Raw genomic sequence first — 23,957 nt, forward strand, 5'->3', positions numbered from 1 at the left:
AAGAGGAGCGGATGTGCCATGGAGCTGCTGCCAGATGAGGACTTCCGCCGCGTGCTGTGCGTGGTGGCCCATCCCGATGACCTCGAGTACGGGGTCTCTGCCGCCGTGGCCAGCTGGGTCGCACGCGGTGTGGAGGTCTCCTACCTGCTGCTGACCAGCGGCGAGGCCGGGATGCAGCGCGATCCCGCCGAGACCGGCCCGCTGCGCGCCCAGGAGCAGGCCCGCGCCTGCGCGGAGGTGGGCGTCACGGACCTGACGATCCTCGATCACCCCGACGGCCACCTGGAGCCCTCGCTCGAGCTGCGCCGGGACATCGCCCGGCACACCCGCCGCGTGCGCCCGGATGCGGTGGTGACCATGACCTGGGCTGACGTGGTGCCGTGGGGACTGTCCATGGCAGATCACCGCGTGGCCGGACTCGCCGCCGCTGATGCCGTGCGCGATGCCGACAACCGGTGGGTCTTCCGCGAGCTCGCCGAGCAGGAGGGCCTCGAGCCGTGGGGCGCCACGTGGCTGCTGGTCTCCGGCTCCGACGAGCCCACCCACGCCGTGGACGTCAGCGGCGAGCCCCTGGAGCGCGGGATCGCCTCGCTCGAGCAGCACCGCGAGTACCTGGCGGATCTGCCGGGCCACCCGGCCCCGCGCGAGCTGATCGCCGGAGTCACCGCGGAGGCCGGCCGCGAGCTCGGCGTGGAGGCCGCCGAGGCCTTCCGAGCCTTCCGGCTGCGCTGAGGGCCCTGACGGCGACGACCGCCGGCAGCTGCAGGCGGAGCTGTCAGGGCACCCGGCGGCTGCCCCGGGCAGGGACGCCCCGCTCGCCTCATGAGAAGGGGCTGTCCTCCGGCGCCCCTGCGCGGCTTCGGCCATGGGCCTGACCGAAGACCGACAGCGACGGCGGCAGGTCGATGCCCACCTCCACGTCGACCGTGGTGGCCTCGGGACCCACGACCGCGCAGTCGAGAACCTCCGCGCCGTTGAGCTCCGCCAGCTCGGCGGCGACCTCGCAGGGCTGCCCGATCCGCAGACCGCGGGCGGTGTCGGCGGCGGCCAGCGCCGAGAGGTCGGCGGCGTTGCCGGCGCGATGGGTCAGGATCGCGGCCTGCCCCACTCCCAGCGCCGCGATGATCAGGAAGACGGCGACCAGGGCGAGGATCAGTCCGAAGACCGTCCCCGCACCGAGGTCGGGATGATGCCGCCGATCCCACGCGGATCCGTCGGGATCGTCGCCCAGGATCCCGGGGTCGAGCCCGCCGCCCTCAGCCCACATCGACGATCACCTCCTCGCTGAACGTCGTGGCCTCGGCCGATACCTCGAGCGACTCCCAGCGCCCCAGGACCCCGGGAGCGGGAAGCCGCACGGCTGCGGTGGCCCGGTCGTCGTCGCGCTGCACGGAGACCACGGCGTCGTCGCCGGCGATGGCCTCGGCCTCCCGCTGGGCGACGGCGGCGGATTCCCCGCGGGCCATCACGCGGGCGGCGGCTCCCGCCGCCTCCTCGGCGCGCACCTGCAGCATGGCCGCGCCGCCGCAGGCAAGGAGCACGGCCAGCAGCAGGACGATCGAGGGCAGGACGATGGCGGTCTCGACGGTCACGGCGCCCTCGTCCCGGGCGCTGCTGCTGTGGCGGTGCCGTGGCCGTGTGCGGCGGGCGAGCGCTGCGCGGATGCTGTTCATGGCGATGTCCTCTCGTTCCGGTCGTCGTCGGTCGGCCCGGTGCGCGCGGCACCGGGCCGACCGGGCCAGGGCCGGGAGGATCCGCGCGCGGAGAGCGCGGATCCTCCCGGCGATCAGATGGCGAGCGCCTTCTCGACGATCTTGAGCAGCAGGTCGGAGACGGCATCGGAGGCGAGGACCGCCGCCATGACGCCTCCGAAGGCGGCGGCGGCCAAGAGGATGATGGCGTACTCCACCGTGGAGGCGCCGAGGTCCGGATCCTGTGCGCTGAGCTCTCGACCGGGCTCGACGGTCCCGGACGGCTCCAGGGCGGTGACGACCTCCTCCGACGGCTCGAGCGAGGCGGGGGCGGTGGTGCGGGTGATGACGGACATGATGTCCCTCTCTCTCATTCGGGCCCCGGGAAGGGGCTCCTGGACCGGGCGGACGGTCGTCCGACCGGGGCTTATGGGCCGCCGCGGCTGCGACGGCGTCGCTCATCCGAGCAGGTCGGGCACGAGCCCGATGAGCACCGGGACGATGCCCCAGCACACGAAGGCCGGCAGGGAGCACAGCCCCAGCGGGACCATGAGGTGCACGGACAGCCGCTCGGCCGCCGCCTCCGCCCGGCGGTGCTCCGAGCGCCGGACCTGAGCGGAGGCCGCCCGCAGGGCCGAGGCCGACGGCGCCCCGGAGACGGCCGCGAAGGTCAGCGCCGAGCGCAGGTCCTGGACCTGGGGCGGAACCTCCCCGGCTGCCGACCAGGCCTGCTGCCACGACAGCCCCAGCCCGAGCGCGGTGGCCACGCAGCGAAGCGCCCGCCCGACGGCTCCGGAGTCCGTGCCGGCCAGCACCTCCAGAGCCCTGGAGACCGGGACGCCCGACTCGAGCATCGAGGCGACGAGCTCGATGAGGACCCCGGCGGAGACGCCTGCGGCAGCCTCGGTCCCGACGGGCGCCTCCGCCTCGGCCGCCGCAGCGGCCCTCGATGCTCCGGGCAACCCGCTCGAGGGACGGCTCCTGCCGGGCAGCGGCGCGATCCCCGAGACAATCAGCGCTCCCAGGACCAGGAACGCGATCAGCGCCGCGCCGCGCAGGGTCTGCGGATCCGTCATGGCTGCCGCCTCCCCTGTGCCGCAGCAGGCGCCGCCCGGTGCCCGGAGGCGGCCTCTGCCTGGTGGACCATCCGGCGGGTCCACACCCGCCCGACGATCGTCAGGACCGCACCGAGCACGCCGGCGGTGATGCCCCAGGGTGTGGTCAGCAGCGTGCGCACCGGATCGGCGCCGATCAGCATCCCGAGCCCCAGGGCGAGCACCGGCAGCCAGGACAGGATCCGCACGGTGGCCTTGGCCCCCGCCAGGGCGGTCTCGCGGGCGGCATCGGCATCCAGGTCGGCCTCCGCGGCCTCGGCCACGCCCTCCAGCAGCGAGGCCAGAGGCGCTCCGGTGCGCTCGGAGACCTCCCAGCACCGGGCCAGATCCCGCAGCACGGAGACCCGTGTGCGCTCGAGCCGGCTGCGGCCTCGGCCCGCAGCGGCAGCCTGGGCCCGCAGCGTCTCGCCCGGACCGCGTCCGAGGGAGGCGGCTGCGGCGACGCTGCGGCTGATCCGCTCCTGAGCACGGATCGACCCGCTGGGCGCTACCGCCTGGGCGGCGGTCTGCGCGCTGACGGAGAAGACCGCCGACGGGGTCTTCCCCGCCCTGACCAGAGCGGCCAGCTGCCGGATCCAATCGACCCACTCGCCGGCCTCAGCGGCGGCATCGCGTCGGCGCAGCCGCCGAAGCAGGGACTCGATCCCGGTGGCCTCCGCCGGCACCGGTTCAGCAGCTGCGGCGCTGCCGAGGACACCGAGGTGCGCCGGCAGCTGCCGCGGGAGCCACAGCAGCACCGCGGCCCCGAGGAGCAGGGCGCAGATGGCCGCGAACGCGCTCATGAGCCGGCCTGCCCGGGACTGCGCGCGGCCAGCGCCGCGAACTCCGACCAGCCTGGGCCGAAGGATGGGCCCTGCGGCGTCTGCTCGAAGGCCGGGACCATGCGCAGCGCCCCCTGGTGCTCCTGCAGAAGCGAGACGGTGCGCAGGATCCGCCGACCGCCCTCGCGGTCCAGGTGGATCACCAGGTCCAGGGCCGAGCCGGCCTGCAGAGCCACCGCCTCCGGGGACATCCCTCCGAGGGCTCCGAGCGCTGCCAGGCGAGCCGGCACGGCATCGGCGGAGTTCGCGTGGACGGTCCCCGCCCCGCTGTGCCCCGTGTTCAGCGCGGTGAGCAGCTCCCGGACCTCGGCCCCGCGGCACTCCCCGATCACGATCCGGTCCGGGCGCATGCGCAGCGACTGCCGCACCAGCTCGACCAGATCCACCGCACCGGCGCCCTCGACGTTCGCATGCCGGGACTGCATGCCGATCACGTGCGGGTGCTCGGGGCGCAGCTCGGCGGCATCCTCGATCAGCACGATCCGCTCGCCGACGGGGCAGGCCGACAGCAGCGCGTTGAGCACCGTGGTCTTGCCGGATCCGGTCGAGCCGGTGACCAGCAGGTTCGCCCCGCCGGCTGTGGCGGCCAGCAGAAGCTCCAGGATCTCGGGGCGCAGGGTCCCGGAGGCCACCAAGTCGTTCACGCTGAGCACGGCGCGGTGCCGGAAGCGCACAGACAGCAGCGTGCCTCCCGTGGAGATCGGCGGCAGCACCGCATGGACGCGGATGCCGTCGTCGGTCTGGACGTCGGCGCAGGGGTGGGCGTCGTCCAGACGCCGCCCGGCCGAGGCGATCAGGCGCACGGCCAGTGCGCGCACCTCCTCCTCGCTGCGGAAGGGGGACTCGACCCGCACGGGCCCGGCACCGGCCTCCCACCAGACCTCGCGGTGGCCGTTGATCCACACGTCGGTGAGCCCCTCGGCGGGCAGCATGGCCTGCAGGGCGCCCAGCCCGGTCAGCTCGGCGCGGATCCTGCGCACGGCGTGCAGGGTCCCTGCGGCGCTGAGGGCATGGCCGGACTCGCGCACGGCACGGGCGATCCGCTCGTCGTCCACGCTGCCGCCGTCGCTGAGCAGCGCCTCGCGGACCTCGTGCAGCAGCTGCGGGTCCAGGTCTGCGCCGCTCGTGCCGCGGAGGCTCGACGGCGTCGTCGTCTGGGCGCTCATGCCCGCCGCCCCCATCCAGTGCCGGCCGCGGAGGCGACGTCCTCGGCCAGCAGGCCGTGCAGCTCATCGAGCTGCTCCCACAGGGCAGCCGCCGTCTCGGCGTGGCGTCGCCTGCGCCCGCGGGGCAGCAGATCGCGGACCTCGCAGGCCTCCGCGACCCGCGCATCGAAGGGCAGCGCCCCCAGTGGACGGACGCCCAGGTGCTCGGCGGCGCCGTCGGCGGAGACATCGGAGATGGCCGGTCCGGCCAGGACGTACTCGACGGGGATCCCGCCGAGGCCCTGTCCGACGCGGAGGGCGCAGATCATCCCCCGGAGGGTGCGCGGCACGACCACCAGCACGGCATCGCACTGACCGGCCATCCGGAACGATCGTTCGGTGCCTCGGCCGAGGTCGAGCACGACCACGTCGCACGCACGGCGCAGCGTGCGCAGCACCTCGGGCACAGGCGCCTGCACGGGCTCGCGACGATCCCAGGACAGCCACCGGAGCGACTCCAGGCCCTCGATGTCCGGCAGCACCTCCCACAGCCGCTGCGAGCTCAGCGCCCCGTGGGATCCCACCAGATCCGGCCAGCGCAGCCCGCCGAGCAGCTCGGTGCCCAGCAGCAGATCGATGCCGCAGCTGTCGGGGTCGCCGTCCACCAGCACGACGTCGTGCTCCTGAGCCGCCGAGGCCGCCAGCCAGCAGGACAGGGTCGAGGCGCCCGCTCCTCCCGCAGCGCCCATGACGCCCAGCACCCCTGCGCTCATGCGTCCCGAGTCCGCGTGCACATCCGCCAGCCGGTCGGCCAGCCACGGCTCGGCCGCCGGCAGCACGGCCACGGTGCACTCGCCCACGCGGGAGGCCAGCTCCCACAGGTCCTCGTCCTCGGCCGTCCCCAGCAGCACCGCCGGAGCCGGCAGCGTCCCTGAGCGCACCTCGGCGGCGCGGAGGCTGCGGGCATCCAGCAGGATCAGCTCGGCCGATTCCGCCGCCGCCTCCTCCAGCTGTCCGGGCTCGAGCCCGCGAGCGCGGCTCAGGCGCGCCTCGGCGGCAGCGCAGACCGCGGTCATCTCCTGGACCAGGCCGGCGTCCGCGCTGATCAGCACCACGCGCCGACCGGGCCCCTCGAGCACGAGGCCCGAAGGAGCCCTCTCCGCCCCGGGCGCAGCGACCGCGCGGGGGTCCGCAGCCGTCGGCTCGGCCGTCGCACGCAGCGCGGATGCCGGAGGCGGCACCGCAGCGCTCGCACTGATCACCGGATCACCCGCGGCCTGAGGCAGCCCGGGCAGCGAGCCCGCTCGCTCGAGCTCCCGGTCCGCGACGACCGCGTCGAGATCCGTCTGCCGCTCGGCCTCGCGGTCCGCTCGCGCCGCCAGGTCGAGGGCGGCGGCGCGCCGCCCGGAGGGGCGTCGCCGCCGCTCGATCCGCGGCTCCTGGGGCAGGTGCTGTGCTGTCATGCCCCGAACGATGCGCCGCCGGCGGCCCCCTCGGGACGGCAGTCGCGGATCCGAGCACGCCCTGGCGGGGCGCTGCCGCCGATGCATGGCCTGTGGAGGCTCTCGCGCACGGGCGGGGGTCAGGGGCCCCTGTGCTGTCGGTGCCGACGGCGAGAATGCCGAAGTGCTGATCGTCGTGACCGCCCCGGATCCGCGCGCCGCGACCACAGGGCTCGCAGGCGCGAGAACCTCGGCCGTCCACTGGGCGCAGGTCCTCGACGACCTCACCCGGCCCCTCAGCGCCCCGCAGCAGCTGGACTCCACGGGGCTCGCCGCCTTCGTCCACGACCAGGACGCCCGGTGCCGGACGGAGACCGGCCGCAGCCCGCGCTGGGTCCTCGAGCGCTCGCCGCTGATCCTGCCCGGGCTGCTGGCCGCGGATCCGGCCGTGCCGCTGCCGCACCTGCACGACCTCCGACTGGTCTCGGCGATCCTCTCCAACGCGGCGAGCGCACCGGCGGCACGGGTGGACTACTCGCCGGTGCTCGAGCCGCTGCCGGCCCACGAGCACCCGGGGATCGCCCCCGAGCCCCCGCCGCGCTCCGTGTGGAACGGTCCCGGCGAGGGCCAGATGGGCCTCTTCGACGATGCCCCGGAAGGCATGGCTGCCCCGGACTCGGACGCGGGGGGCGCCGAGCGGCTCTCTGCAGCCATCGAGGAGCTGCGCGCCCAGCTGGCCGCGATCGAGGGCTCCCGCTCCCCCGGGAAGCTGCGTCTGCTCTGCGGGCTCGAATCCGCCGGGGCGCTGCTGGCCGCGGACATGCACCGGATCGGGATCCCCTGGGACGCAGAGGTCCATCGCCGCCTGCTCGTCGAGGCGCTGGGCCCGCAGCCCGCGCTCGGACATCGTCCGGCCCGCATGGAGGAGGCCGTCCAGCGGGTCCGCCGGGTGCTGGGCGCCGCCGAGCTGAACCCGGATTCCCCCCAGTCCCTGCTGCGGGCGCTGCGCGGTGCGGGGCTCAACGTCAGCTCCACGAGCCAGTGGGAGCTCACCGGCTGGGTCCAGGCCGCACCGGTCTCCTCACCCGGGGAGCGCGAGCGCCGCGAGCAGCTGGTCGCCCCCGTGCTGGAGTACAAGAAGCTCTCCCGGCTGCTCACGGCCAGCGGCTGGCAGTGGCTCGAGTCCTGGGTGCGCGATGACCGCTTCCGCGCCGAGTACGTGGTGGGCGGCGTGGTCACCGGGCGCTGGGCCGCACGCGGCGGCGGGGCCCTGCAGATCCCCAAGGTGATCCGCTCGGCCGTGCGGCCGGGCCCGGATCGTCGACTGGTGGTCGCCGACGCCGCCCAGCTCGAGCCCCGCGTCCTGGCCGTGCTCGCCCGCGACGACGCCCTGGCCGATGCCTCTCGCGGTCGCGACCTCTACCTCTCGATCGCCGAGCGCGGCCGGGACTCCGGGACGGGACTCACCCAGCGCGATCACGCCAAGGTCGCTCTGCTCGGCGCCATGTACGGAGCCACGACCGGCGAGTCCGGCAGGCTCATGCCCCAGCTTGCCCGGCTGTTCCCGCAGGCCGTGGCCTTCGTGGAGCACGCCGCCCGCGTGGGCGAGGACGGCTCCCAGGTCTGCACCTGGCTCGGGCGCTGGTCGCCGCAGCCCGATCAGCGCTGGCAGGAGGCCGTGGCCCGCACGGCCAGTGCCGAGGACGAGCGCCGCGCAGCCCAGCTGCGCAGGTCGCAGGGGCGGTTCACGCGAAACTTCGTGGTCCAGGGCTCAGCGGCCGAATGGGCCATGGCCTGGATGGGCTGCGTGCGCGCGCAGCTGCATCGCCGCGGCCTGGACGCCGCCCTGGTCTTCTTCCTGCACGACGAGATCATGGTGGACTCCTCCGCCGAGCACGCCGAGGAGGTGGCCGATCTGGTGCGCGAGTGCGCCGAGCAGGCCACCGGGATCGTCTTCGGCCGGGTGCCGGTCGAGTTCCCGGTGACCGTGGCGGTCGTGGAGAGCTACGACCAGGCCAAGTGACGACGGTCCCGCTCAGCCCAGCGGCGCGGGACGGACGTCATCCTTCGGCCAGGGGCGAGCCCAGCCGGCTGCCTCGAGCACCCGGTCCAGCAGGATCCCGGTGAAGCCCCACACGACCACCTCGTCCGCGCCGCCCACCGGGTCAGTGATCTGCCGGGGCACGCGGAAGGCCGGCGAGCGGTGGCGCAGCGTGGGCCGGTTCGCCCCCTCGCGCGTGACCTCGGCGGTGTGGCGGCGGTCAGGATCCACCAGATCCAGCACCGGAACCCGGAAGACGAGCGATGACTCCGCATGATCCACCACGTCCACGGCCGAGGGCCGCGTCCACCAGCCGATGACCGGGGTCACGTCGTGCCCGGAGACCGGCACCGGCGCCTTGGGCAGTGCGCCCAGGATCTCGATCCCGGACGGATCCAGCCCCGTCTCCTCCTGCGCCTCGCGCAGCGCCGCGCGCACGTAGGCGGCTGCGACCGGCCCGCCGGGCAGCTGCAGGACGTCGTCCGGGTCCTCGGGGTCGCCGTCCTCGGGATCCAGCCGCCCTCCGGGGAAGGCCACCTGGCCGGGATGCGCGCGCAGGGTGGCGGCGCGCTGGATCAGCAGCAGGTCCAGATCGGCCGCGGGGCCGTCGGGGGCGAGCCCGTCCGACTCGGCGGCCACGTCGTCGAGCACCCCCACGAGGATCAGCACCGCAGATTCCCGCGGCGTGGTCCGGTGCTTGAGGACGTCGATGCGCAGCGGACCCTGCTCCCGCAGGGAGGCCACGGCGCCCAGCAGCTGCTCGCGGGCGCTCATGCGCTCAGCCCGTGCCCGGCCGCGCGCAGCTCGCGGCGCGTCCGACCCTCCATGTACCCGGCGAGCAGGTCCTCGCGCCCGGGCTTGAACTCGTAGGCCAGCAGCTGCGCGGCGGCCTCCTGCTCGACCGGGCCCAACCCGTAGGAGGGGCACAGATCCGCCACCGGGCAGACTCCGCAGGCAGGGCGCTTGGCATGGCAGATCCGGCGGCCGTGGTAGACGAGCCGGTGCGAGAGATCCGTCCAGTCCTCGGGCTCGAACAGCGCCCCCACCTCGCGCTCGACCTTGACCGGATCCTCCTGACCGGTCCAGCCGAAGCGGCGGGCCAGTCGGCCGAAGTGCGTGTCCACCGTGATGCCGGGGACGTCGAACGCGTTGCCGAGCACCACGTTGGCGGTCTTGCGCCCGACCCCCGGCAGCTTCACGAGATCCTCGAGCCGGCCCGGCACCTGTCCGTCGTGCTCGTCCTCGATCGCCTGGGCCAGCCCCTGCGCGGAGCGGGCCTTGGAGCGGTAGAAGCCCAGGGGCCGCAGCATCTCCTCGACCTCCGTGCGCTCGGCCTCTGCCAGCCCGCGCGGATCCGGCCAGCGCTCGAACAGCGCCGGGGTGGTCGCGTTGACGCGGACGTCGGTGGTCTGCGCGGAGAGCACAGTGGCCACGAGCAGCTGCCAGGGGCTGTCGAAGTCCAGCTCGGCCACCGCATACGGATAGGCCCGTCCGAGCTCCTGGTTGATCCGGCGAGCGCGGCGCTTGAGCGCCAGCGGGGTCTCCGCCCTGCCCGTGCGCGCACGGCGGGCCGCACCGGCGCGGGCCTTGGCCGGATCGACGATCCGCACATGATCCGGCACCGGCCCGCCCTGACGGCGGTGCAGCGGGTGCTGCCCGTGCTCGGCGCTGAGGTCGCTGACCGGCCCCGCGCTGGGCTGGGCTGGGTCCGCAGTGGGCTCGGGCTGGGTCATGGCCCCGATGCTACGCGGGGCCCACGACGCCCTCCGCCGCGTGCGACCCGCCCGCATTGGAGGTGGCTCGGAGGGTGAACTACTCTCGAGGCAGATGACAGTGACACACCGCACACCGGACTGGAGATGCAGCAGATGACCGATCAGCAGCAGAAGCCGACCTTCGCCCCGTCAGAGGAGTTCGCGGCTCAGGCGAATTTCGGCGCAGAGGTCTACGACCGTGCAGCCGCAGAGGGGCCGGAGTTCTGGGCTCAGCAGGCCCGCGAGCTGCTGAGCTGGTCCCAGGACTTCACCGAGACCCTGGACTGGTCGAACCCGCCGTTCGCCAAGTGGTTCGCCGACGGCACCCTCAACGCCGCCTACAACGCCGTCGACCGGCACGTGGAAGCCGGCAACGGCGACCGCACGGCCCTGCTCTTCGAGGGCGAGCCCGGCGACGAGCGCACCTACACCTACGCCGAGCTCAAGGACGAGGTCTCCAAGGCCGCCAACGCGCTGCTCTCGCTGGGCATCGCCAAGGGAGATCGCGTGGGCATCTACATGCCCATGGTCCCGGAGGCCGTGATCTCCATGCTGGCCTGCGCCCGGATCGGCGCGATCCACTCGGTGGTCTTCGGCGGCTTCTCCGCCGACGCCGTGCGCTCGCGCATGGAGGACGGCGAGGCCAAGCTCGTGATCACCGTGGACGGCTCCTACCGCCGCGGCAAGCCCTCGAAGATCAAGCCGGTCGTCGACGAGGCCCTGTCCAAGGGCGCCCCCACCGTCGAGAACGTGCTGGTGGTCAAGCGCAACGGCGAGGACGTCGAGTGGACCGAGGGCCGCGACCACTGGTGGCACGACCTGGTCGACGACCAGTCCGCCGAGCACGAGCCGGAGGCCATGAGCGCGGAGGACCCGCTGTTCATCCTCTACACCTCGGGCACCACCGGAAAGCCCAAGGGCGTGCTGCACACGACCGGGGGCTATCTGACCCAGGGCGCGTTCTCCATGAAGGCGACCTTCGACCTCAAGCCGGAGACCGACGTCTTCTGGTGCACCGCCGACGTCGGCTGGGTCACGGGGCACTCCTACGTGGCCTACGGTCCGCTGGTCATGGGCGCCACCCAGGTCATCTACGAGGGCACCCCGGACTCGCCGCACCGCGGCCGCTTCTGGGAGATCGTGCAGAAGTACGGCGTGACCACGCTGTACACCTCGCCGACCGCGATCCGCACCATGATGAAGTGGGGCGAGGACATCCCGGCCGAGTACGACCTCTCCTCGCTGCGCCTGCTGGGCACCGTGGGCGAGGCCATCAATCCGGAGGCCTGGGCCTGGTTCCACGAGCACATCGGCGGCGGACGCTGCCCGATCGTGGACACCTGGTGGCAGACCGAGACCGGCGCGCACATGATGACGCCGCTGCCGGGCGTCACCGTGGCCAAGCCGGGCTCGGCGCAGACCCCGCTGCCGGGCATCAGCCTGGACGTGGTCGATGAGTCGGGCGCGAGCGTCGGCAAGGGCGAGCAGGGCTTCCTCGTGGTGCGCGAGCCGTGGCCGTCCATGATGCGCACCATCTGGGGCGATGACCAGCGCTTCATCGACACCTACTGGTCACGCTTCGAGGGCATGTACTTCGCCGGCGACGGTGCCCGCTTCGACGAGGACGGCGACATCTGGGTCCTGGGCCGCGTGGACGACGTCATGAACGTCTCCGGGCACCGCCTGTCGACCTCGGAGATCGAGTCCGCGCTGGTGTCGCACCCGTCGGTCGCCGAGGCCGCCGTGGTGGGCGCCGCGGATGAGACGACCGGGCAGGCCGTGGTCGCCTTCGCGATCCTCACCGACGACGCCGTGGACGAGAACCGGCCCAAGGACGAGCTGTCCGAGGAGCTGCGGGCGCACGTGGGCAAGGAGATCTCCCCGATCGCCAAGCCCAAGCGCGTGCTGATCGTCCCCGAGCTGCCCAAGACGCGCTCCGGCAAGATCATGCGCCGTCTGCTCAAGGACGTCGCCGAGGATCGCCCGGTCGGCGACGTCTCGACCCTGGCCGATCAGACGGTCATGGACCAGATCGTGGACTCGCTGGGCAAGTGAGCCCAGCGCAGGCCTGAGCCCGTCGGAAGGAGGGGCCGGGAGGAGCCGTGCGGCTCCTCCCGGCCCCTCCTTCCGCATCCACGGCGCGACGGGCGATCTCAGCCGGCCGCGGCGGGCTCGCAGTCCTGCGTGGAGACGGCCTGCTCGGCCCCGTCCGCCGCGGACAGCGCGGCGTCGAGCTGCTCGGTGCTCACCGCGAAGCCGGCGGGTCCGGACGACGAGCGGGCGAACACCACGCCGATCACCGCCCCGTCCTCATCCACCAGGGGCCCGCCCGAATTGCCCTGCTGGACGTCGCCGGCGAACTGCAGGACCTCGACGGGTGCGGCGGAGACCCCGTCGTCGATCGAGCTCATGGAGGTCAGCGCCGTGCCCTGGACCTCGGCCGGGCCGATCGTCAGCGGCCCGCCGCCGGGGTGGCCGATGAAGGCCCCCAGGGTGCCCTGCGCCGGGGCGCCGCCGATCGGCAGCGCCGGGACCGCGAGGCTCGCGACGTCCAGCACGGCCAGATCCTCCTCGGGACGGAAGAGGACCACCCGGGCCTCGTGCCGCCGCCCCTGGGCGTCGTGGACGAACACGGTGTCGGTGCCCGCCACCACGTGGGCGTTGGTGACCACCTGGCCCTCTGCGGCAGCGAAGCCCGAGCCGCTCTGGCGCGTCGAGCACTGCGGGGCGAAGCCGACCACCTGGACGACCGAATCGGCCGCCGCGAGGATCTCCGGGTCCTCGACCTCTCCCTCCGGCGGGGAGGCCGGGGCGAAGAGCAGCGTGTCGAGCTCACGCGCGGCGGCGCTTCCGGCCACTCTGTGCTGGGTCTGCTCGAGCAGACTCGTGAGGCTCCGGGGCACGGAGCCGTCGATCGCGCGCATCATGGGCGAGCGCTCGGCGTGGGCGCCCAGGGCCGGGGCCGGCCCGCTGGCCAGGGTGGAGACCGCCGCGAGCACGACGAGCGCTGCCGCCGCCGTGCTGAGCAGCGCGCCGCCGAGGGCGTCGAGCACCGCCGCGGCCCGCGAGTCCCTCTGGGACGGCATCCCGGCGATCCGCCCGAGCAGGGCCTCGCCGAGGGCGTGCCCTCCGAGCATCCCGAGCACGACCAGCCCGCCCAGCACCAGCAGCCGCACCGAGGACCCGCCGGTCTCCAGCGGGATCAGGGGGATCAGCCACAGGGCCAGGGCACCTCCGAGCAGCAGCCCGGCGATGCCGCCGAGTGTGCGCCCGATCCCGCGCACCAGGCCGTGGAGCATCCCCAGCACGAGGAGAAGCACGATGATCAGGTCCATCAGGCTCCAGGTCATCGCCGCCTCCTCCGCGCTCGTGCCGACCCGTCGACGGGGCCGCTCGCCCCGGCGCCTCGACGCGCTGAGGCGGTCTGATCATGTCCGGTCCGTTGGGAATCGGAGTATCTCGCATTACAGTGGGGACAGGAGTGTCGAATGCGTCACAGCAAGTCGGCACCGAGATCAGCTACCACCTTTCGAGGAGCACCATGGATACCGAGGTCCTGCGCCGGGCCCCCCTCTTCGCGTCTCTTGACGACGAGGCCTTCGCCGCGCTCACCGACGAGATCACCGAGGTCGATCTCCCGCGCGGGGCCACCCTGTTCCACGAGGGCGATCAGGGCGATCGCCTGTACTTCATCATCTCCGGCAAGGTGAAGCTGGGCCGCACGGCCAGCGACGGCCGCGAGAACCTGGTCGCGGTCATGGGCCCCGGCGAGGTCTTCGGCGAGATGGCCCTGTTCGACCCCTCCCCCCGCTCGACCGCCGCCACCGCGGTCTCCGAGACCCAGCTGGCCGGGCTCAACCACGAGAACCTCATGAAGGTCCTCGAGCGCAACCCCGCGGTCTCGCAGCAGCTGCTGCAGGCCCTGGCCCGTCGCCTGCGCCGCACGAACGAGAACCTGGCCGACCTGGTCTTCTCCGACGTCCCCGGCCGAGTGGCCAAGGCCCTGCTGGACCTCGCCGAGCGCTTCGGCCGCCAGACCCCCGACGGCGTGCTCGTGGCCCACGAGCTGACCCAGGAGGAGCTGGCCCAGCTGGTCGGCGCCTCGCGCGAAACCGTGAACAAGGCCCTGGCCGAGTTCGTCCAGCGCGGCTGGATCCGCCTGGAGGCCCGCGCCGTCGTCATCCTGGACACGCCGCGCCTGCAGCAGCGCTCCCGCTGACGCGCCGCCGGCTCTGCCCCGGACCGCTTCGGCGAGCAGACCGGCAGGAGCGATGAAGAGGAGGCCGCGACCCATCGGGTCGCGGCCTCCATTCGTCTGCGCGGAAGGGCCCGCCGTGGGATCCGTGATCGCGGCGCTGAGGCGCAGCTGAGCGCAGCGAGCAGGCGGCTTCCGCGGGTCAGCGGCGGCGGCGCCCTCCGCTGCGGCGGTCGACGGCGAAGCACAGCCTGCCGTCGTCGTCGCGGTCGAGCCGGGCCATGCGGGGAGCCAGGTGGGGCCGGTGGGCAGCGGCGGCGATCGCGCAGCCGGCTCCGGCCAGGTCCTCGAGCAGCAGCAGGGTGAACGGGGTCAGCAGCCGGTGCAGGTCGGCATGCGGCTCGGCCCCCGCCAGCGCCTCCCGGGCCGTGAGCCCCGGATCGCCGGAGCGCGCGGCCTCCGCGAACCCGGTGTCGGTCTCCCGGGCCCGCAGGATCTGCTCCGGGGAGACCCAGGCGCCGGGACGATCGCGGGAGCGCAGCGGCGAGGGCTCCTGCCGCTCCGGCAGGATCACCAGGAAGCAGCGCAGGTCGAAGCGGCGGTGCACGAACTCGGCGGTCACCCACCGGGCCATGGGCCGCAGCAGCTCGGTGCGCAGCACCAGCCGGCGCTCGTGGAGCAGCTCGGCCATGCTGGACTCCCCGGCAGCGACGTCCTCCCGCACGGACATCCAGTCGTGCCCGCCGGTCATGGTGATCGTGGAATCGCTGCGTCGACCCGCCAGCAGCACACCGGTGCTCACGAACAGGGTGCGTGCGGCGGCCATCACGGCGCGGCGGGCATCGCCGACGTCCTCCTGCAGCAGGCCGGCCCACTGCTTGCTCGTGGGCCCGGACCAGGGCACGGGGTCGTCGTCGGCGCCGGTCACCCTGCCGCCGGGAAAGGCCACCGATCCGAACGGCGAGCGCAGCTCGTGGGCGCAGAGGTAGGTCTGCACGCCCTGGGGGCTGTCGCGCAGCAGCACGGTGCAGGCCGCGTCCAGCGGCGTGACCGGAGCAGTGTCCTGCTCTGGATCCAGCCAGAGCTCGGCCGCCGCCCGGTACTCCGGCAGCAGCGGGAAGCGGCGCACCGGGGCGATCGAGTCCGGACGCCGCTGCTCGAGCTTCGGCGGGTACGACGAGGGCCGCCCGGCCGGCTCCTCCTGAGGAGCGCGGCCGGACGGCCCGGTGGGAGCCTCGAGGGGCTCAGGCGAATTCGACAACGAGCTCGAGCTCGACCGGGGAGTCCTTGGGCAGGACCGCCACGCCGACGGCCGAGCGGGCGTGCACTCCGGCCTGGCCGAGCAGCTCGCCCAGCAGATCCGAGGCTCCGTTGATCACGCCGGGCTGCTCGGTGAAGGACGGGTCGGAGGACACGAAGCCCACGAGCTTCACCACGCGGGTGATGCGATCGAGGTCGCCGATCTGTCCCTTGATCGCCGCAAGCGCGTTGAGCACGCAGGCGGCGGCCAGCTGCTGGGCCAGCTCCGGGGCGACCAGGCCCTCGCCGAGCCCGACCTTGCCGGTGCTCGGCAGGGCGCCGTCGACGAACGGCAGCTGCCCGGAGGTCCAGACGTGGGTGCCGTCGATCAGGGCCGGGACGTAGGTGCCGGCCGGGGCGGGGACCTCGGGCAGGGCCAGGCCGAGTTCGGCCATGCGGGCCTCGACGCGTCCTGCGGATGCCGCTGCGGACATGATCAGGCCTCCTTGGGGCGCTTGAAGTAGGCGATCGGGTTGGTCTGCTGCGGAGCGTTCACGGCAGCGTCCGGCGTGGAGGCCTGCTGCTGGCCGGGCAGGATCGCCACCAGCTCCCAGCCCTCCGAGCCGAAATTGTCGAGGATCTGCTTGGTCGCGTGGATCATGATGGGCGCGGTCATGTATTCCCAGGTGGTCATGACCCCGATCCTAGTGCCTGGGCCCGTGGCGCAGGCCTCATCGCGCGCCGCCCGCCGCTGCCAGGCTTCGCTTGTACCATGACCGAATGGCTTCATCTCCGAGCTCCCCCGGTGCCCCGCAGGGGACTTCTGCAGTCGGTCGCGTCATCGCGTTCCTCCTCGCCAGCATCCTGGCCGGAGGCGTCGTCGCGGCCCTCGTCCTGCCCTCGGCCGCTGCGGCGGGCCTCGCCGCCAACGGCTCGGTCGCGTGGATGAAGGACCTCCCCGAGGACCTCTCCGACGGCCCCATCTCCCGCTCCTCGACCGCGTACGCGCGTGACGGCGAGACCGAGCTGGCCACGTTCTACGCGGAGAACCGCACACCGGTCGAGCTCGACGACATCTCCCCGTACATGCAGGATGCGATCGTCTCGGTCGAGGACCGCGACTTCTACACGCACGGCGGCGTCTCGGTCACGGGCATCTTCCGCGCGGTCGCGAACAACCTGACCAACTCCGAGGGCCGTCAGGGCGCCTCCACTCTGACCCAGCAGTACGTCAACAACCTCATCATCGACCGCGACGTCCGCGCCGGCGACGAAGCCTCCACGCTGGGCGCCAACAAGGGCTATGCGGACAAGATCCAGGAGATGAAGCTCGCGGTCTCCATGGAGAACGAGGTGCCCAAGGAGGAGATCCTCGAGGGCTACCTGAACATGGTGCTCTTCGGCCCGCGCAACTACGGCGTGGAGACCGCTGCCAACTACTACTGGGGCATCAGCGCCTCGGAGCTGAACCTCCAGCAGTCGGCCACCCTGGCGGGGCTCGTGCAGTCCCCGGAGTACTACAACCCCGAGACCAACCCGGAGCAGTCCATCGACCGCCGCAACACGGTGCTGTGGACCATGCTCGACGAGGGAAAGATTACCCAGGAGCAGTACGACAACGCCACGGCGGCCCCGCTGGACCTTGACCTGCACCCGGAGAACCAGGGCTGCACCGCCGCCGAGGACGCCCCCTACTTCTGCACGTACGTGGAGAACGAGATCCTCACCTCGCCCGAGTTCGGCGAGACCCCGGACGACCGCCTGAACAACCTCCAGCGCGGCGGGCTCAAGATCGTGACCACCCTGGACCCGGAGGCCCAGTCCGTGGCCCAGGAGCAGGTCGAGGCCACGCAGCCGGCCGACGACAACCCGGACTCCGTGGGCTCCTCGATCGTGTCGGTCGAGCCGGACTCCGGGAACATCGTGGCCATGGCGCAGAACTCGAACTACTCCTCAGCGGAGGAGGAGGACCACCAGAACACGGTCTACAACTTCAACACGGACACCCTGGACGCCGGCACCGGCGGCTACCAGGTGGGCTCGACCTTCAAGCCCATGGTGCTGCTGGCCTGGATCGATGCCGGCAAGTCGGTGGGCGAGCAGATCGACGCCTCCCGCACCAGCTATCCGGCGGACCACGCCTGGGAGGCCTCCTGCGTGGAGGGCGGGTCGATCTTCGAGCCCGGCAATGACGGAGAGGGCTTCTCGTTCCAGAACGCCACCGAGGGCTACGAGCGGAAGATGTCCGTGGAGTTCGGGCTCTACAACTCGATCAATACGGCGCTCTATGCCATGGCCGATGAGCTGGATCTGTGCCGCATCGGAGAGCTCACCGCCGGCATGGGCCTGCACAACGGCCAGACCGGGCTGCCGATCGACACCACGAAGCTGTCGGCGCTGCTGGGCGGCTCCGCGGACAACGTCTCCCCGCTGACCATGGCCACCACCTACGCGACCTTCGCCAACGACGGCGTGCGCTGCGAGCCCCGGGCGCTGAACAGCGTCACCGGTGCCGACGGCACGGAATACGCGGTCCCGGAGAGCACCTGTCAGCGCCAGATCAGCGAGGACGAGGCGCGGACGGTGAACCACGTGCTCGAGCAGGTCCTCGTGCGCGGGTCCGGCTACGAGCTCGGCATCGGGCTGCCGGACGCCTCGGCGGCCAAGACCGGCACCACGGACAACTCCACGCAGACGTGGCTGCTGGGCTATACGCAGGGCCTGTCCACGGCCTCGTGGGTCGGCAGCTACGCCGAGGGCAGCCGTTCCCTCAACGACGTCTCGATCGGCGGCGAGACACCCGCCTCCGAGACCTCGGATCCCGACGACTGGGTCGACGGCGCCTCCTACGCCGGTGAGCAGTGGCAGAAGTACATGGAGGAGATCGCGCCCAACTACAGCACGGAGGAGTTCCCCTCGGCCCCGTCGGACCTGACCAGAGGCAGCGGCTCCGACTCGAACAGCGACTCCGACTCGAGCAGCGACTCCGACTCGAGCAGCGACTCCGGCTCGAGCAGCGGCGGCACGGCGACGGGCGACAGCGGAGGGACTGCCAGCGGGACCGCAGGCGGCGGCACCGCCACCACCGCCCCGGCTGCGTGATCCCTTGAGCGCTTCCTGGGTGAGGACCTTCGGCCGGACCGGTGCCGCTGTCGCGGCCTCCGGCCTGGCCGTCGGCGCATGGGCCGTGCTCGGCGAGCGCCGCCGCTTCCGCGTCCGCCACGAGACCCTGCCAGTGCTGGCACCCGGCTCGCGGGATCTGCGCCTGCTGCACATCTCGGACCTGCACACGGTTCCGGGCCAGGAGGCCAAGAAGCGCTTCGTGCACGGTCTGGCCGAGCTCGAGCCGGATCTCGTGATCGACACCGGCGACAACCTCTCGCACATGCAGGCGCTGCCGTACCTGCTCGAGATCCTCGAGCCCCTGCTGCACCTGCCCGGCCTCTTCGTCCCGGGCTCCAACTGCTACTTCGCCCCGGCCTTCAAGAATCCCGCGCGCTACCTCTGGAAGCGCACCTCGCAGGACGACGACCGCACCCAGCTGCAGCTGCTGCCCTGGCAGCAGATGCACAGGGCCTTCGAGGACGCCGGCTGGCTCGGGATGGTCAACCGCTCCCGCACGGTGCGCATCGGCGGGCAGCTGCTCGACGTCTCGGGCGTCGACGACCCCCACCTGCACTTCGACCGCCACCCGGGCTTCAGCCTGCCGGCCGGCGCCGCACATGCCTCCGGATCGGCTCGGACCGCAGACGCGGTTCCGGCCGAGGAGCCCGTGCTGCGCCTGGGCCTGGCCCACGCCCCCTACATCCGCACCCTCGAGCGCTTCGCCGACGACGGCGCGGACCTGATCCTGGCCGGGCACACCCACGGCGGGCAGGTCTGCCTGCCCGGCGGCCGGGCACTGGTCTCCAACTGCGATATCGAGCCCGAGCGCTGCAAGGGCATGACGGAGCAGAAGGGCGTGCCCGTGGGGATCTCGGCCGGACTCGGCGAATCTCGCTTCGCTCCGGTGAGGCTGTTCTGCCGCCCCGAGGCCGTCCTCATGACCCTGACGGCGCGCGCCTGAGCGAACGTCGTCCCGCAACGCCCGACGGCCCCGGGTCGCGATCCTTCGGGAATCGCGGCCCGGGGCCGTCGTCTCGGGGTGGCCGCCTCGAAAGGTGCCGTGCCTCAGCGCGGGATGCCGCGTGCTGCATCGCGCAGGCGCCGGTACTGGGCGGCCAGGCGCACGGGAGCATCCGCCGCTCCGTAGCCGCGGTAGCCCCCGAGGCGCTCGAGCACCTCGAAGAAGACCCCGCCGAGGGTCCCGGTGTAGAAGTGCAGCAGCTCCCCGCTGTCGTCGCGGTCGTAGAGCAGCCCGAGCTCGCGCAGCTCGGCCACGCGGTCGTCGTCCAGCCCGAAGCGCGCCTGCAGGTCGGCGTAGTAGTTCGCCGGCACGGGGAGCCTGTCCAGCCCTCGCTGCGCGGCCCTGCGGGCCACGCCCTCGATGTCCCGGCAGGCGAAGGCCACGTGCTCGGGATACACGGCGCCCATGGAGGCGGACTGCTCGGCGTCCTCCGGAGCCACGTTCAGCGGCATCCGGATCGCGTCGTCGCTCGAGCGCATGACCTGGCTGCGCACGAGACCCGCCGGCCCCGGGACGTCCTGGGGATCCTGGGCCTGCAGGCCGAGCAGCGCGGTGAAGAACAGCACGGCCTCGTCGCGGTGCTGCCAGGGCTGGGCGGTGTTCACGTGGTCGATCTTCGTGATGCCCGGTCCCTGCTGCGCCGGACCCTGCGAGGCCTCCAGCCCGAACTCGAGCGCCCAGCTCGGCACCTGCCCCTCCTCCTGCGGGCAGAAGAAGATCTCCGTGCCGTCGGGGGCGAACACGCCGCGCAGGTCCTGCTCATCCGATCGCCGGCTGCGCTCGACCCTGCGCGCCCCCAGGAGGTGAGCACGGGCGTCTGCGGCCTCGATGTCCGGGACCTCGAAGGCCAGCCCCGCCAGTCCCGCGCCCTGTCCGGTGGGGCCCAGGTCGGCGACGACCACGCGGGCCTCGCCCTGGGTCCACAGCTGCACGCCCTCCTTGCTGCGGTGATGGCCGCCCAGCGCGAAGCCGAGCTGATGCAGCACGCGAGAGGTCTCCCCCAGCCTGCCCGTGCGCAGCTCCACGAAACCCCAGTCCTCTGGCTGGACCGCCGGGGGAAGTGCGCGCAGCTCCAGGGGGCCCGCACCAGTCGGGCCCGACTCGTCACCGCGGCCCGCGCCGTCGGCGGTGCCGATGGCCTCCTCCCGGCCCTGGACGAGGACGTCGCCGGGATCGGCCTCCCCCAGCTCGACGAGGCGGGCCAAGGTGCGGTCCTCGAGCCAGCGCAGCGACCGCAGCCCGTCCACGGCGGTGCGCGCCACGTCGGCCTGGCGGAAGGAGTCGTTGAAGATCTCCAGGGACACCGGGCCGTCGTAGCCGCAGCGGTGCAGGTGCACCATGAAATCGACCAGGTCGAAGCCGCCCTGCCCCGGGAACACCCGATGGTGCCGCGACCAGGACAGCACGTCCATGCTCAGCAGCGGAGCGTCCGCGAGCTGGACGAACAGCACGGTCTGCGCATCCAGGTCCTCGATCGGCGCCGGATCCCAGCCGCGGGAGAGGATGTGGAAGCTGTCCAGGCAGGTGCCCACGTTCCGGTGATCGGCCATCCGCACGATCCGAGCAGCATGCTCGAAGTCGTTGACGAACCGGCCCCACGCCAGGGCCTCGTAGGCCAGCCTGATGCCGTACTCCGCAGCCAGATCGCCGGCCCTCCTGAGCTGCTCGGCGCACACGTCGTCGTCGTCGACCGTGGCCGTGCCCACATTGGTGCACAGCAGCATGGTGTCGATGCCCAGCTCCTGGGCCACGCCCAGCTTGGCCTCCAGGCGCTGCAGACCGTCCCGGAAGACGTCCTCCTCGACCCCGTCCAGATCCCGGAAGGGCTGGTAGAGATCGAGGCTCAGCCCCAGCTCGGCGGCGCGCCTCCTGATCTGGGCCGGCGTGTGCGGGGAGACGACGAGATCCTGCTCGAAGATCTCGATCCCGTCGAAGCCCGCATCCGCGGCGGCGCGCATCTTCTCGGCGAGCGTTCCGGACAGGCACACGGTGGCGATCGACGTCCTCATCGGCCGGCTGCCTCCTTCTGCGCCTTGCGCTCCTGCGCGGCCTCGATGGTCTTGAGATCGATGGCCTCGGTGCGGGTGGTGTGCAGGTCGTCCAGGCTGTCGAGCGTGCGGTGGCCCGTCTCGGTGGCGGTCAGCGCGGCACCTGCCGAGATGAGGCACATGAGGGTCACGAACATGGCCACGCCCATCCAGTTGTCGCCGGTCTCACCGGCCAGGTAGGCCGACAGCGCCGGAGCCACGCCGCCCGAGACCGCGAAGCCGATCTGGGTGCCCAGGGACAGGCCGGAGACGCGCACCGCGGTGGGGAACATCTCGGCGTAGAACGACGGCCACACGCCGTTGGCCAGCGAGTAGAAGCAGCCGGACATCAGGATGCCGAGCAGGAAGATCAGCGGCCAGCTGCCGCTGTGGACGGCACCGAGGTAGCCGTACATGCATGCCGCCGCGCCGATCGCCCCGGCGATGAACACCGGCTTGCGCCCGATCCGGTCCGCGAGCAGGGCCGCCAACGGGATCGCCAGCAGCGCGACGGCGTTGACCACCACGGGCACCAGCAGCATCGTGGAGCGGTTCAGTCCCACCACGGAGGTCGCGAAGGAGACCGACCAGACCGTGAAGACCATGTTGACGGTGTTGACCATGGCAGCCAGGGCCACACGAGCCACGGCCGCCTTGTGGTAGCGGAACAGGATGCCCAGCGGGTTCGGCGCCTTGGTGGGGCCGCTCTCGAGCTGCTCGGAGACCTCGTGGAACTTGGGCGGCTCCTCCAGGGTGCGGCGGATGACCCAGGCGGTCACGACGACCAGGGCCGAGACGAAGAACGGGACGCGCCAGCCCCAGCTCATCAGCTGCTCCTCGGTGAGGATCAGCGTGAAGGGGATGAACACGGCGGTGGCCAGCAGCGTGCCGGCCTGGGTGCCCTGCAGCGTCCAGCTGGAGGTGAAGGCGCGGTGGTCGTCATCGGCGTGCTCGAGCGAGACCGAGATCGCGCTGGCCTGCTCGCCGGCGGCGGAGAGGCCCTGGATGACGCGGCACAGGGTCAGCAGGATCGGGGCCAGCAGGCCGGCCTGCTCATAGGTCGGCAGCAGGCCGACGGCGAAGGTGGCCCCGCCCATCAGGAACAGGGTGAGCATCAGCACGAACTGACGACCCATGCGATCCCCCAGCGGGCCCATGATCAGGGCGCCCAGCGGACGGACCACGTAGGCGACGCCCACGGTGGCCATGGAGAACAGGATCGCAGCCCCCGGGCTGGTGTCCGCGGGGAAGAACAGGTGGTTGAGCACGAGTGCGGCGGCGGTGCCGTAGACGGCGAAGTCGTAGTACTCCAGGGCGGAGCCCACCCAGCTGGACAGCGCGGCCTTGCGCGGAGTCTTGCCGGAGGGCGAGGCGGCGGGCTGCTCAGCAGCCGAGGCAGTGGTCATGGCAGTTCCTCACGATGGCGGGCATGGGCGGCGAGCTGATCGACGCGCGCCGGGTCCTGCGGGACAGATGCCCCGCGCGGTTGATTTCCATATATTGGAAATGACTTCCGAATAGTGATAGATTCACTGTGATCCACACAACAGCGCCTGTCAAGCAGAACCCAGAGGGAGATGCGCGTGAGCACCCAGAGCACCGGCACGGTGGGCAAGGCCCTGGACATGCTGAGCCTGCTCGGCGAGCATCCGGACGGCGCGACCGCCCGCGAGCTCGCCGAGGCCTCGGGGCACCACTTCTCCACCGCCTACCGTCTGCTGCGCACCCTGGTGGACACGGGCTTCGCGGAGCACTCCCCCCAGGACAAGCGCTACCGCCTGGGGCTGCCCGTGTTCCAGCTCGGGCAGAAGGTCGCTCACGCCCGCGGCTTCGACGCCTCGGCGGCACCCGTGCTGCAGGGACTGGTCGAGACCACCGGGGAGAGCTGCCTGCTCGCCGTGCTGCACGGGCAGTGCTTCCTCACCACCGCCAAGATCGACGGCCCGGATTTCCGGGTCACCACGGACCCGGGCGATCAGGGCACTCTGCACTCCTCGGCGATCGGCCGGGTCCTGCTCGCCTACACTCCCGCCGCCGAGCGCGAACGCCTGCTCGAGTCGATCCCCCTGCCGGCTCGGACCGAGAGCACCCTGACCGAGCGCGATCGGCTGCGGGAGCTCGTGGCGCAGACGCAGCGGCAGGGCTTCGCTTCGCAGTCGGAGGAGCACGACGACGGCATGGCCGCCGTCGCCGTGCCGGTCCTGGACCCCGCCGGGGGGCTGATCGCCGCCCTGTGCCTGGCCGCCCCCATCTTCCGCAGCACCCGGGAGGAGCTTCAGGACCAGGTGCCCCTGCTGCGCGAGGCCGCCGATCAGCTCGCAGCCGTGCTGCCGCCGCGGCCCCGCTGAGCTCGCCCGCCCT

22 protein-coding genes are annotated in these 23,957 nt (G+C 72.6%); 7 read left to right on the forward strand and 15 right to left on the reverse strand.

All coding sequences use genetic code 11. The features are described from left to right. Positions 1 to 18 precede the first annotated feature (18 nt). The gene (locus FFS25_RS02555; RefSeq protein ID WP_137801811.1) at positions 19 to 732 is read left to right on the forward strand and encodes a PIG-L deacetylase family protein; all 714 of its coding nucleotides are present in this window, start codon (positions 19 to 21) and stop codon (positions 730 to 732) included. A gap of 88 nt (positions 733 to 820) precedes the next feature. Here FFS25_RS02555 and FFS25_RS02560 read toward each other — a convergent pair whose 3' ends face one another. The 7 genes from FFS25_RS02560 to ssd all read right to left on the reverse strand — a co-directional run bounded on the left by FFS25_RS02560 (position 821) and on the right by ssd (position 6,235). Beyond that, a complete protein-coding gene (locus FFS25_RS02560) occupies positions 821 to 1,267 on the reverse strand; it encodes an Rv3654c family TadE-like protein (protein ID WP_006213781.1) in 447 nt (148 codons plus the stop codon). After that, positions 1,257 to 1,673, reverse strand: coding sequence for a TadE family type IV pilus minor pilin (locus tag FFS25_RS02565; protein WP_006213782.1), 417 nt, complete (start codon positions 1,671 to 1,673; stop codon positions 1,257 to 1,259). The genes FFS25_RS02560 and FFS25_RS02565 overlap by 11 nt, the downstream gene beginning before the upstream one ends. A gap of 113 nt (positions 1,674 to 1,786) precedes the next feature. Continuing rightward, positions 1,787 to 2,047, reverse strand: a complete 261-nt coding sequence (locus tag FFS25_RS02570; RefSeq protein WP_006213783.1) for a DUF4244 domain-containing protein — start codon at positions 2,045 to 2,047, stop codon at positions 1,787 to 1,789. Between the two features lie 102 nt (positions 2,048 to 2,149). Continuing rightward, complete coding sequence (locus FFS25_RS02575) at positions 2,150 to 2,767, reverse strand: type II secretion system F family protein (RefSeq protein WP_137801812.1); 618 nt, start codon at positions 2,765 to 2,767, stop codon at positions 2,150 to 2,152. After that, on the reverse strand, positions 2,764 to 3,588 hold the full coding sequence (locus FFS25_RS02580) for a type II secretion system F family protein (RefSeq protein ID WP_249933737.1): 825 nt from the start codon (positions 3,586 to 3,588) through the stop codon (positions 2,764 to 2,766). The genes FFS25_RS02575 and FFS25_RS02580 overlap by 4 nt, the downstream gene beginning before the upstream one ends. Beyond that, positions 3,585 to 4,793, reverse strand: coding sequence for a TadA family conjugal transfer-associated ATPase (locus FFS25_RS02585; protein WP_137801813.1), 1,209 nt, complete (start codon positions 4,791 to 4,793; stop codon positions 3,585 to 3,587). Before FFS25_RS02585 ends, FFS25_RS02580 begins: the two co-directional genes overlap by 4 nt. Further along, the gene (gene ssd / locus FFS25_RS02590) at positions 4,790 to 6,235 is read right to left on the reverse strand and encodes a septum site-determining protein Ssd (RefSeq protein WP_171004073.1); all 1,446 of its coding nucleotides are present in this window, start codon (positions 6,233 to 6,235) and stop codon (positions 4,790 to 4,792) included. The genes FFS25_RS02585 and ssd overlap by 4 nt, the downstream gene beginning before the upstream one ends. A 163-nt stretch (positions 6,236 to 6,398) precedes the next feature. Here ssd and FFS25_RS02595 point away from each other — a divergent pair, with 163 nt between their 5' ends. Further along, positions 6,399 to 8,237 (forward strand): bifunctional 3'-5' exonuclease/DNA polymerase, encoded by a 1,839-nt coding sequence (locus tag FFS25_RS02595; RefSeq protein WP_058871869.1) that lies wholly within the window; start codon positions 6,399 to 6,401, stop codon positions 8,235 to 8,237. 12 nt (positions 8,238 to 8,249) lie between these two features. Here FFS25_RS02595 and FFS25_RS02600 read toward each other — a convergent pair whose 3' ends face one another. Further along, positions 8,250 to 9,029 (reverse strand): NUDIX hydrolase, encoded by a 780-nt coding sequence (locus tag FFS25_RS02600; protein ID WP_058871870.1) that lies wholly within the window; start codon positions 9,027 to 9,029, stop codon positions 8,250 to 8,252. Further along, positions 9,026 to 9,988 carry an endonuclease III gene (nth, locus tag FFS25_RS02605; RefSeq protein ID WP_249933738.1) on the reverse strand — a complete coding sequence of 321 codons (963 nt, stop codon included), beginning with the start codon at positions 9,986 to 9,988 and terminating at the stop codon, positions 9,026 to 9,028. The genes FFS25_RS02600 and nth overlap by 4 nt, the downstream gene beginning before the upstream one ends. 126 nt (positions 9,989 to 10,114) lie before the next feature. Between nth and acs the strand changes: the two genes are divergently transcribed. Then, positions 10,115 to 12,064 (forward strand): acetate--CoA ligase, encoded by a 1,950-nt coding sequence (acs, locus tag FFS25_RS02610; protein ID WP_058871871.1) that lies wholly within the window; start codon positions 10,115 to 10,117, stop codon positions 12,062 to 12,064. 98 nt (positions 12,065 to 12,162) lie between these two features. Here the strand turns inward: acs and FFS25_RS02615 are convergent, their stop codons facing one another. Next, positions 12,163 to 13,359, reverse strand: coding sequence for a MarP family serine protease (locus FFS25_RS02615; RefSeq protein WP_137801815.1), 1,197 nt, complete (start codon positions 13,357 to 13,359; stop codon positions 12,163 to 12,165). A 191-nt stretch (positions 13,360 to 13,550) separates the two neighbouring features. On the opposite strand from FFS25_RS02615, the gene FFS25_RS02620 reads away from it, so the two are divergent. Further along, positions 13,551 to 14,228, forward strand: a complete 678-nt coding sequence (locus tag FFS25_RS02620; protein WP_006213795.1) for a Crp/Fnr family transcriptional regulator — start codon at positions 13,551 to 13,553, stop codon at positions 14,226 to 14,228. A 178-nt stretch (positions 14,229 to 14,406) separates the two neighbouring features. Here the strand turns inward: FFS25_RS02620 and FFS25_RS02625 are convergent, their stop codons facing one another. From FFS25_RS02625 to FFS25_RS02635, 3 genes are read right to left on the reverse strand one after another with little or no spacing between them, the layout of a single operon-like run. Continuing rightward, positions 14,407 to 15,465, reverse strand: a complete 1,059-nt coding sequence (locus tag FFS25_RS02625) for an NUDIX hydrolase (RefSeq protein ID WP_137801816.1) — start codon at positions 15,463 to 15,465, stop codon at positions 14,407 to 14,409. After that, the gene (locus FFS25_RS02630; RefSeq protein ID WP_137801817.1) at positions 15,449 to 15,937 is read right to left on the reverse strand and encodes a RidA family protein; all 489 of its coding nucleotides are present in this window, start codon (positions 15,935 to 15,937) and stop codon (positions 15,449 to 15,451) included. The genes FFS25_RS02625 and FFS25_RS02630 overlap by 17 nt, the downstream gene beginning before the upstream one ends. 2 nt (positions 15,938 to 15,939) lie before the next feature. Further along, positions 15,940 to 16,137, reverse strand: a complete 198-nt coding sequence (locus FFS25_RS02635; RefSeq protein ID WP_006213800.1) for a DUF4177 domain-containing protein — start codon at positions 16,135 to 16,137, stop codon at positions 15,940 to 15,942. A gap of 86 nt (positions 16,138 to 16,223) precedes the next feature. On the opposite strand from FFS25_RS02635, the gene FFS25_RS02640 reads away from it, so the two are divergent. Together FFS25_RS02640 and FFS25_RS02645 are read left to right on the forward strand one after the other, a co-directional pair. Beyond that, on the forward strand, positions 16,224 to 18,545 hold the full coding sequence (locus FFS25_RS02640) for a transglycosylase domain-containing protein (RefSeq protein ID WP_137801818.1): 2,322 nt from the start codon (positions 16,224 to 16,226) through the stop codon (positions 18,543 to 18,545). Positions 18,546 to 18,549: 4 nt separating this feature from the next. Then, positions 18,550 to 19,509, forward strand: a complete 960-nt coding sequence (locus tag FFS25_RS02645) for a metallophosphoesterase (RefSeq protein WP_249933739.1) — start codon at positions 18,550 to 18,552, stop codon at positions 19,507 to 19,509. Between the two features lie 104 nt (positions 19,510 to 19,613). Here FFS25_RS02645 and FFS25_RS02650 read toward each other — a convergent pair whose 3' ends face one another. Next, positions 19,614 to 21,578 (reverse strand): bifunctional sugar phosphate isomerase/epimerase/4-hydroxyphenylpyruvate dioxygenase family protein, encoded by a 1,965-nt coding sequence (locus FFS25_RS02650; protein WP_137801819.1) that lies wholly within the window; start codon positions 21,576 to 21,578, stop codon positions 19,614 to 19,616. Next, positions 21,575 to 23,002 (reverse strand): MFS transporter, encoded by a 1,428-nt coding sequence (locus FFS25_RS02655; protein WP_137801820.1) that lies wholly within the window; start codon positions 23,000 to 23,002, stop codon positions 21,575 to 21,577. The genes FFS25_RS02650 and FFS25_RS02655 overlap by 4 nt, the downstream gene beginning before the upstream one ends. Positions 23,003 to 23,173: 171 nt before the next feature. On the opposite strand from FFS25_RS02655, the gene FFS25_RS02660 reads away from it, so the two are divergent. Beyond that, positions 23,174 to 23,944 (forward strand): IclR family transcriptional regulator, encoded by a 771-nt coding sequence (locus FFS25_RS02660; protein WP_249933740.1) that lies wholly within the window; start codon positions 23,174 to 23,176, stop codon positions 23,942 to 23,944. Positions 23,945 to 23,957 lie beyond the last annotated feature (13 nt).

This window comes from Kocuria sp. 2SI (assembly GCF_005502825.1).
Taxonomy (GTDB): domain Bacteria; phylum Actinomycetota; class Actinomycetes; order Actinomycetales; family Micrococcaceae; genus Kocuria; species Kocuria palustris.

Excerpts from the sequence above, each read along its gene's own strand:
- FFS25_RS02555 (WP_137801811.1), top strand. The coding sequence starts at position 19 with ATGGAGCTGCTGCCAGATGAGGACTTCCGCCGCGTGCTGTGCGTGGTG.
- FFS25_RS02585 (WP_137801813.1), bottom strand. The coding sequence starts at position 4,793 with ATGAGCGCCCAGACGACGACGCCGTCGAGCCTCCGCGGCACGAGCGGC.
- FFS25_RS02575 (WP_137801812.1), bottom strand. The coding sequence starts at position 2,767 with ATGACGGATCCGCAGACCCTGCGCGGCGCGGCGCTGATCGCGTTCCTG.
- FFS25_RS02640 (WP_137801818.1), top strand. The coding sequence starts at position 16,224 with ATGGCTTCATCTCCGAGCTCCCCCGGTGCCCCGCAGGGGACTTCTGCA.
- FFS25_RS02615 (WP_137801815.1), bottom strand. The coding sequence starts at position 13,359 with ATGACCTGGAGCCTGATGGACCTGATCATCGTGCTTCTCCTCGTGCTG.
- FFS25_RS02600 (WP_058871870.1), bottom strand. The coding sequence starts at position 9,029 with ATGAGCGCCCGCGAGCAGCTGCTGGGCGCCGTGGCCTCCCTGCGGGAG.
- nth (WP_249933738.1), bottom strand. The coding sequence starts at position 9,988 with ATGACCCAGCCCGAGCCCACTGCGGACCCAGCCCAGCCCAGCGCGGGG.
- ssd (WP_171004073.1), bottom strand. The coding sequence starts at position 6,235 with ATGACAGCACAGCACCTGCCCCAGGAGCCGCGGATCGAGCGGCGGCGA.
- FFS25_RS02660 (WP_249933740.1), top strand. The coding sequence starts at position 23,174 with ATGCGCGTGAGCACCCAGAGCACCGGCACGGTGGGCAAGGCCCTGGAC.
- FFS25_RS02620 (WP_006213795.1), top strand. The coding sequence starts at position 13,551 with ATGGATACCGAGGTCCTGCGCCGGGCCCCCCTCTTCGCGTCTCTTGAC.
- FFS25_RS02580 (WP_249933737.1), bottom strand. The coding sequence starts at position 3,588 with ATGAGCGCGTTCGCGGCCATCTGCGCCCTGCTCCTCGGGGCCGCGGTG.
- FFS25_RS02635 (WP_006213800.1), bottom strand. The coding sequence starts at position 16,137 with ATGACCACCTGGGAATACATGACCGCGCCCATCATGATCCACGCGACC.
- FFS25_RS02565 (WP_006213782.1), bottom strand. The coding sequence starts at position 1,673 with ATGAACAGCATCCGCGCAGCGCTCGCCCGCCGCACACGGCCACGGCAC.
- FFS25_RS02650 (WP_137801819.1), bottom strand. The coding sequence starts at position 21,578 with ATGAGGACGTCGATCGCCACCGTGTGCCTGTCCGGAACGCTCGCCGAG.
- FFS25_RS02630 (WP_137801817.1), bottom strand. The coding sequence starts at position 15,937 with ATGTCCGCAGCGGCATCCGCAGGACGCGTCGAGGCCCGCATGGCCGAA.
- FFS25_RS02570 (WP_006213783.1), bottom strand. The coding sequence starts at position 2,047 with ATGTCCGTCATCACCCGCACCACCGCCCCCGCCTCGCTCGAGCCGTCG.
- FFS25_RS02560 (WP_006213781.1), bottom strand. The coding sequence starts at position 1,267 with ATGTGGGCTGAGGGCGGCGGGCTCGACCCCGGGATCCTGGGCGACGAT.
- acs (WP_058871871.1), top strand. The coding sequence starts at position 10,115 with ATGCAGCAGATGACCGATCAGCAGCAGAAGCCGACCTTCGCCCCGTCA.
- FFS25_RS02655 (WP_137801820.1), bottom strand. The coding sequence starts at position 23,002 with ATGACCACTGCCTCGGCTGCTGAGCAGCCCGCCGCCTCGCCCTCCGGC.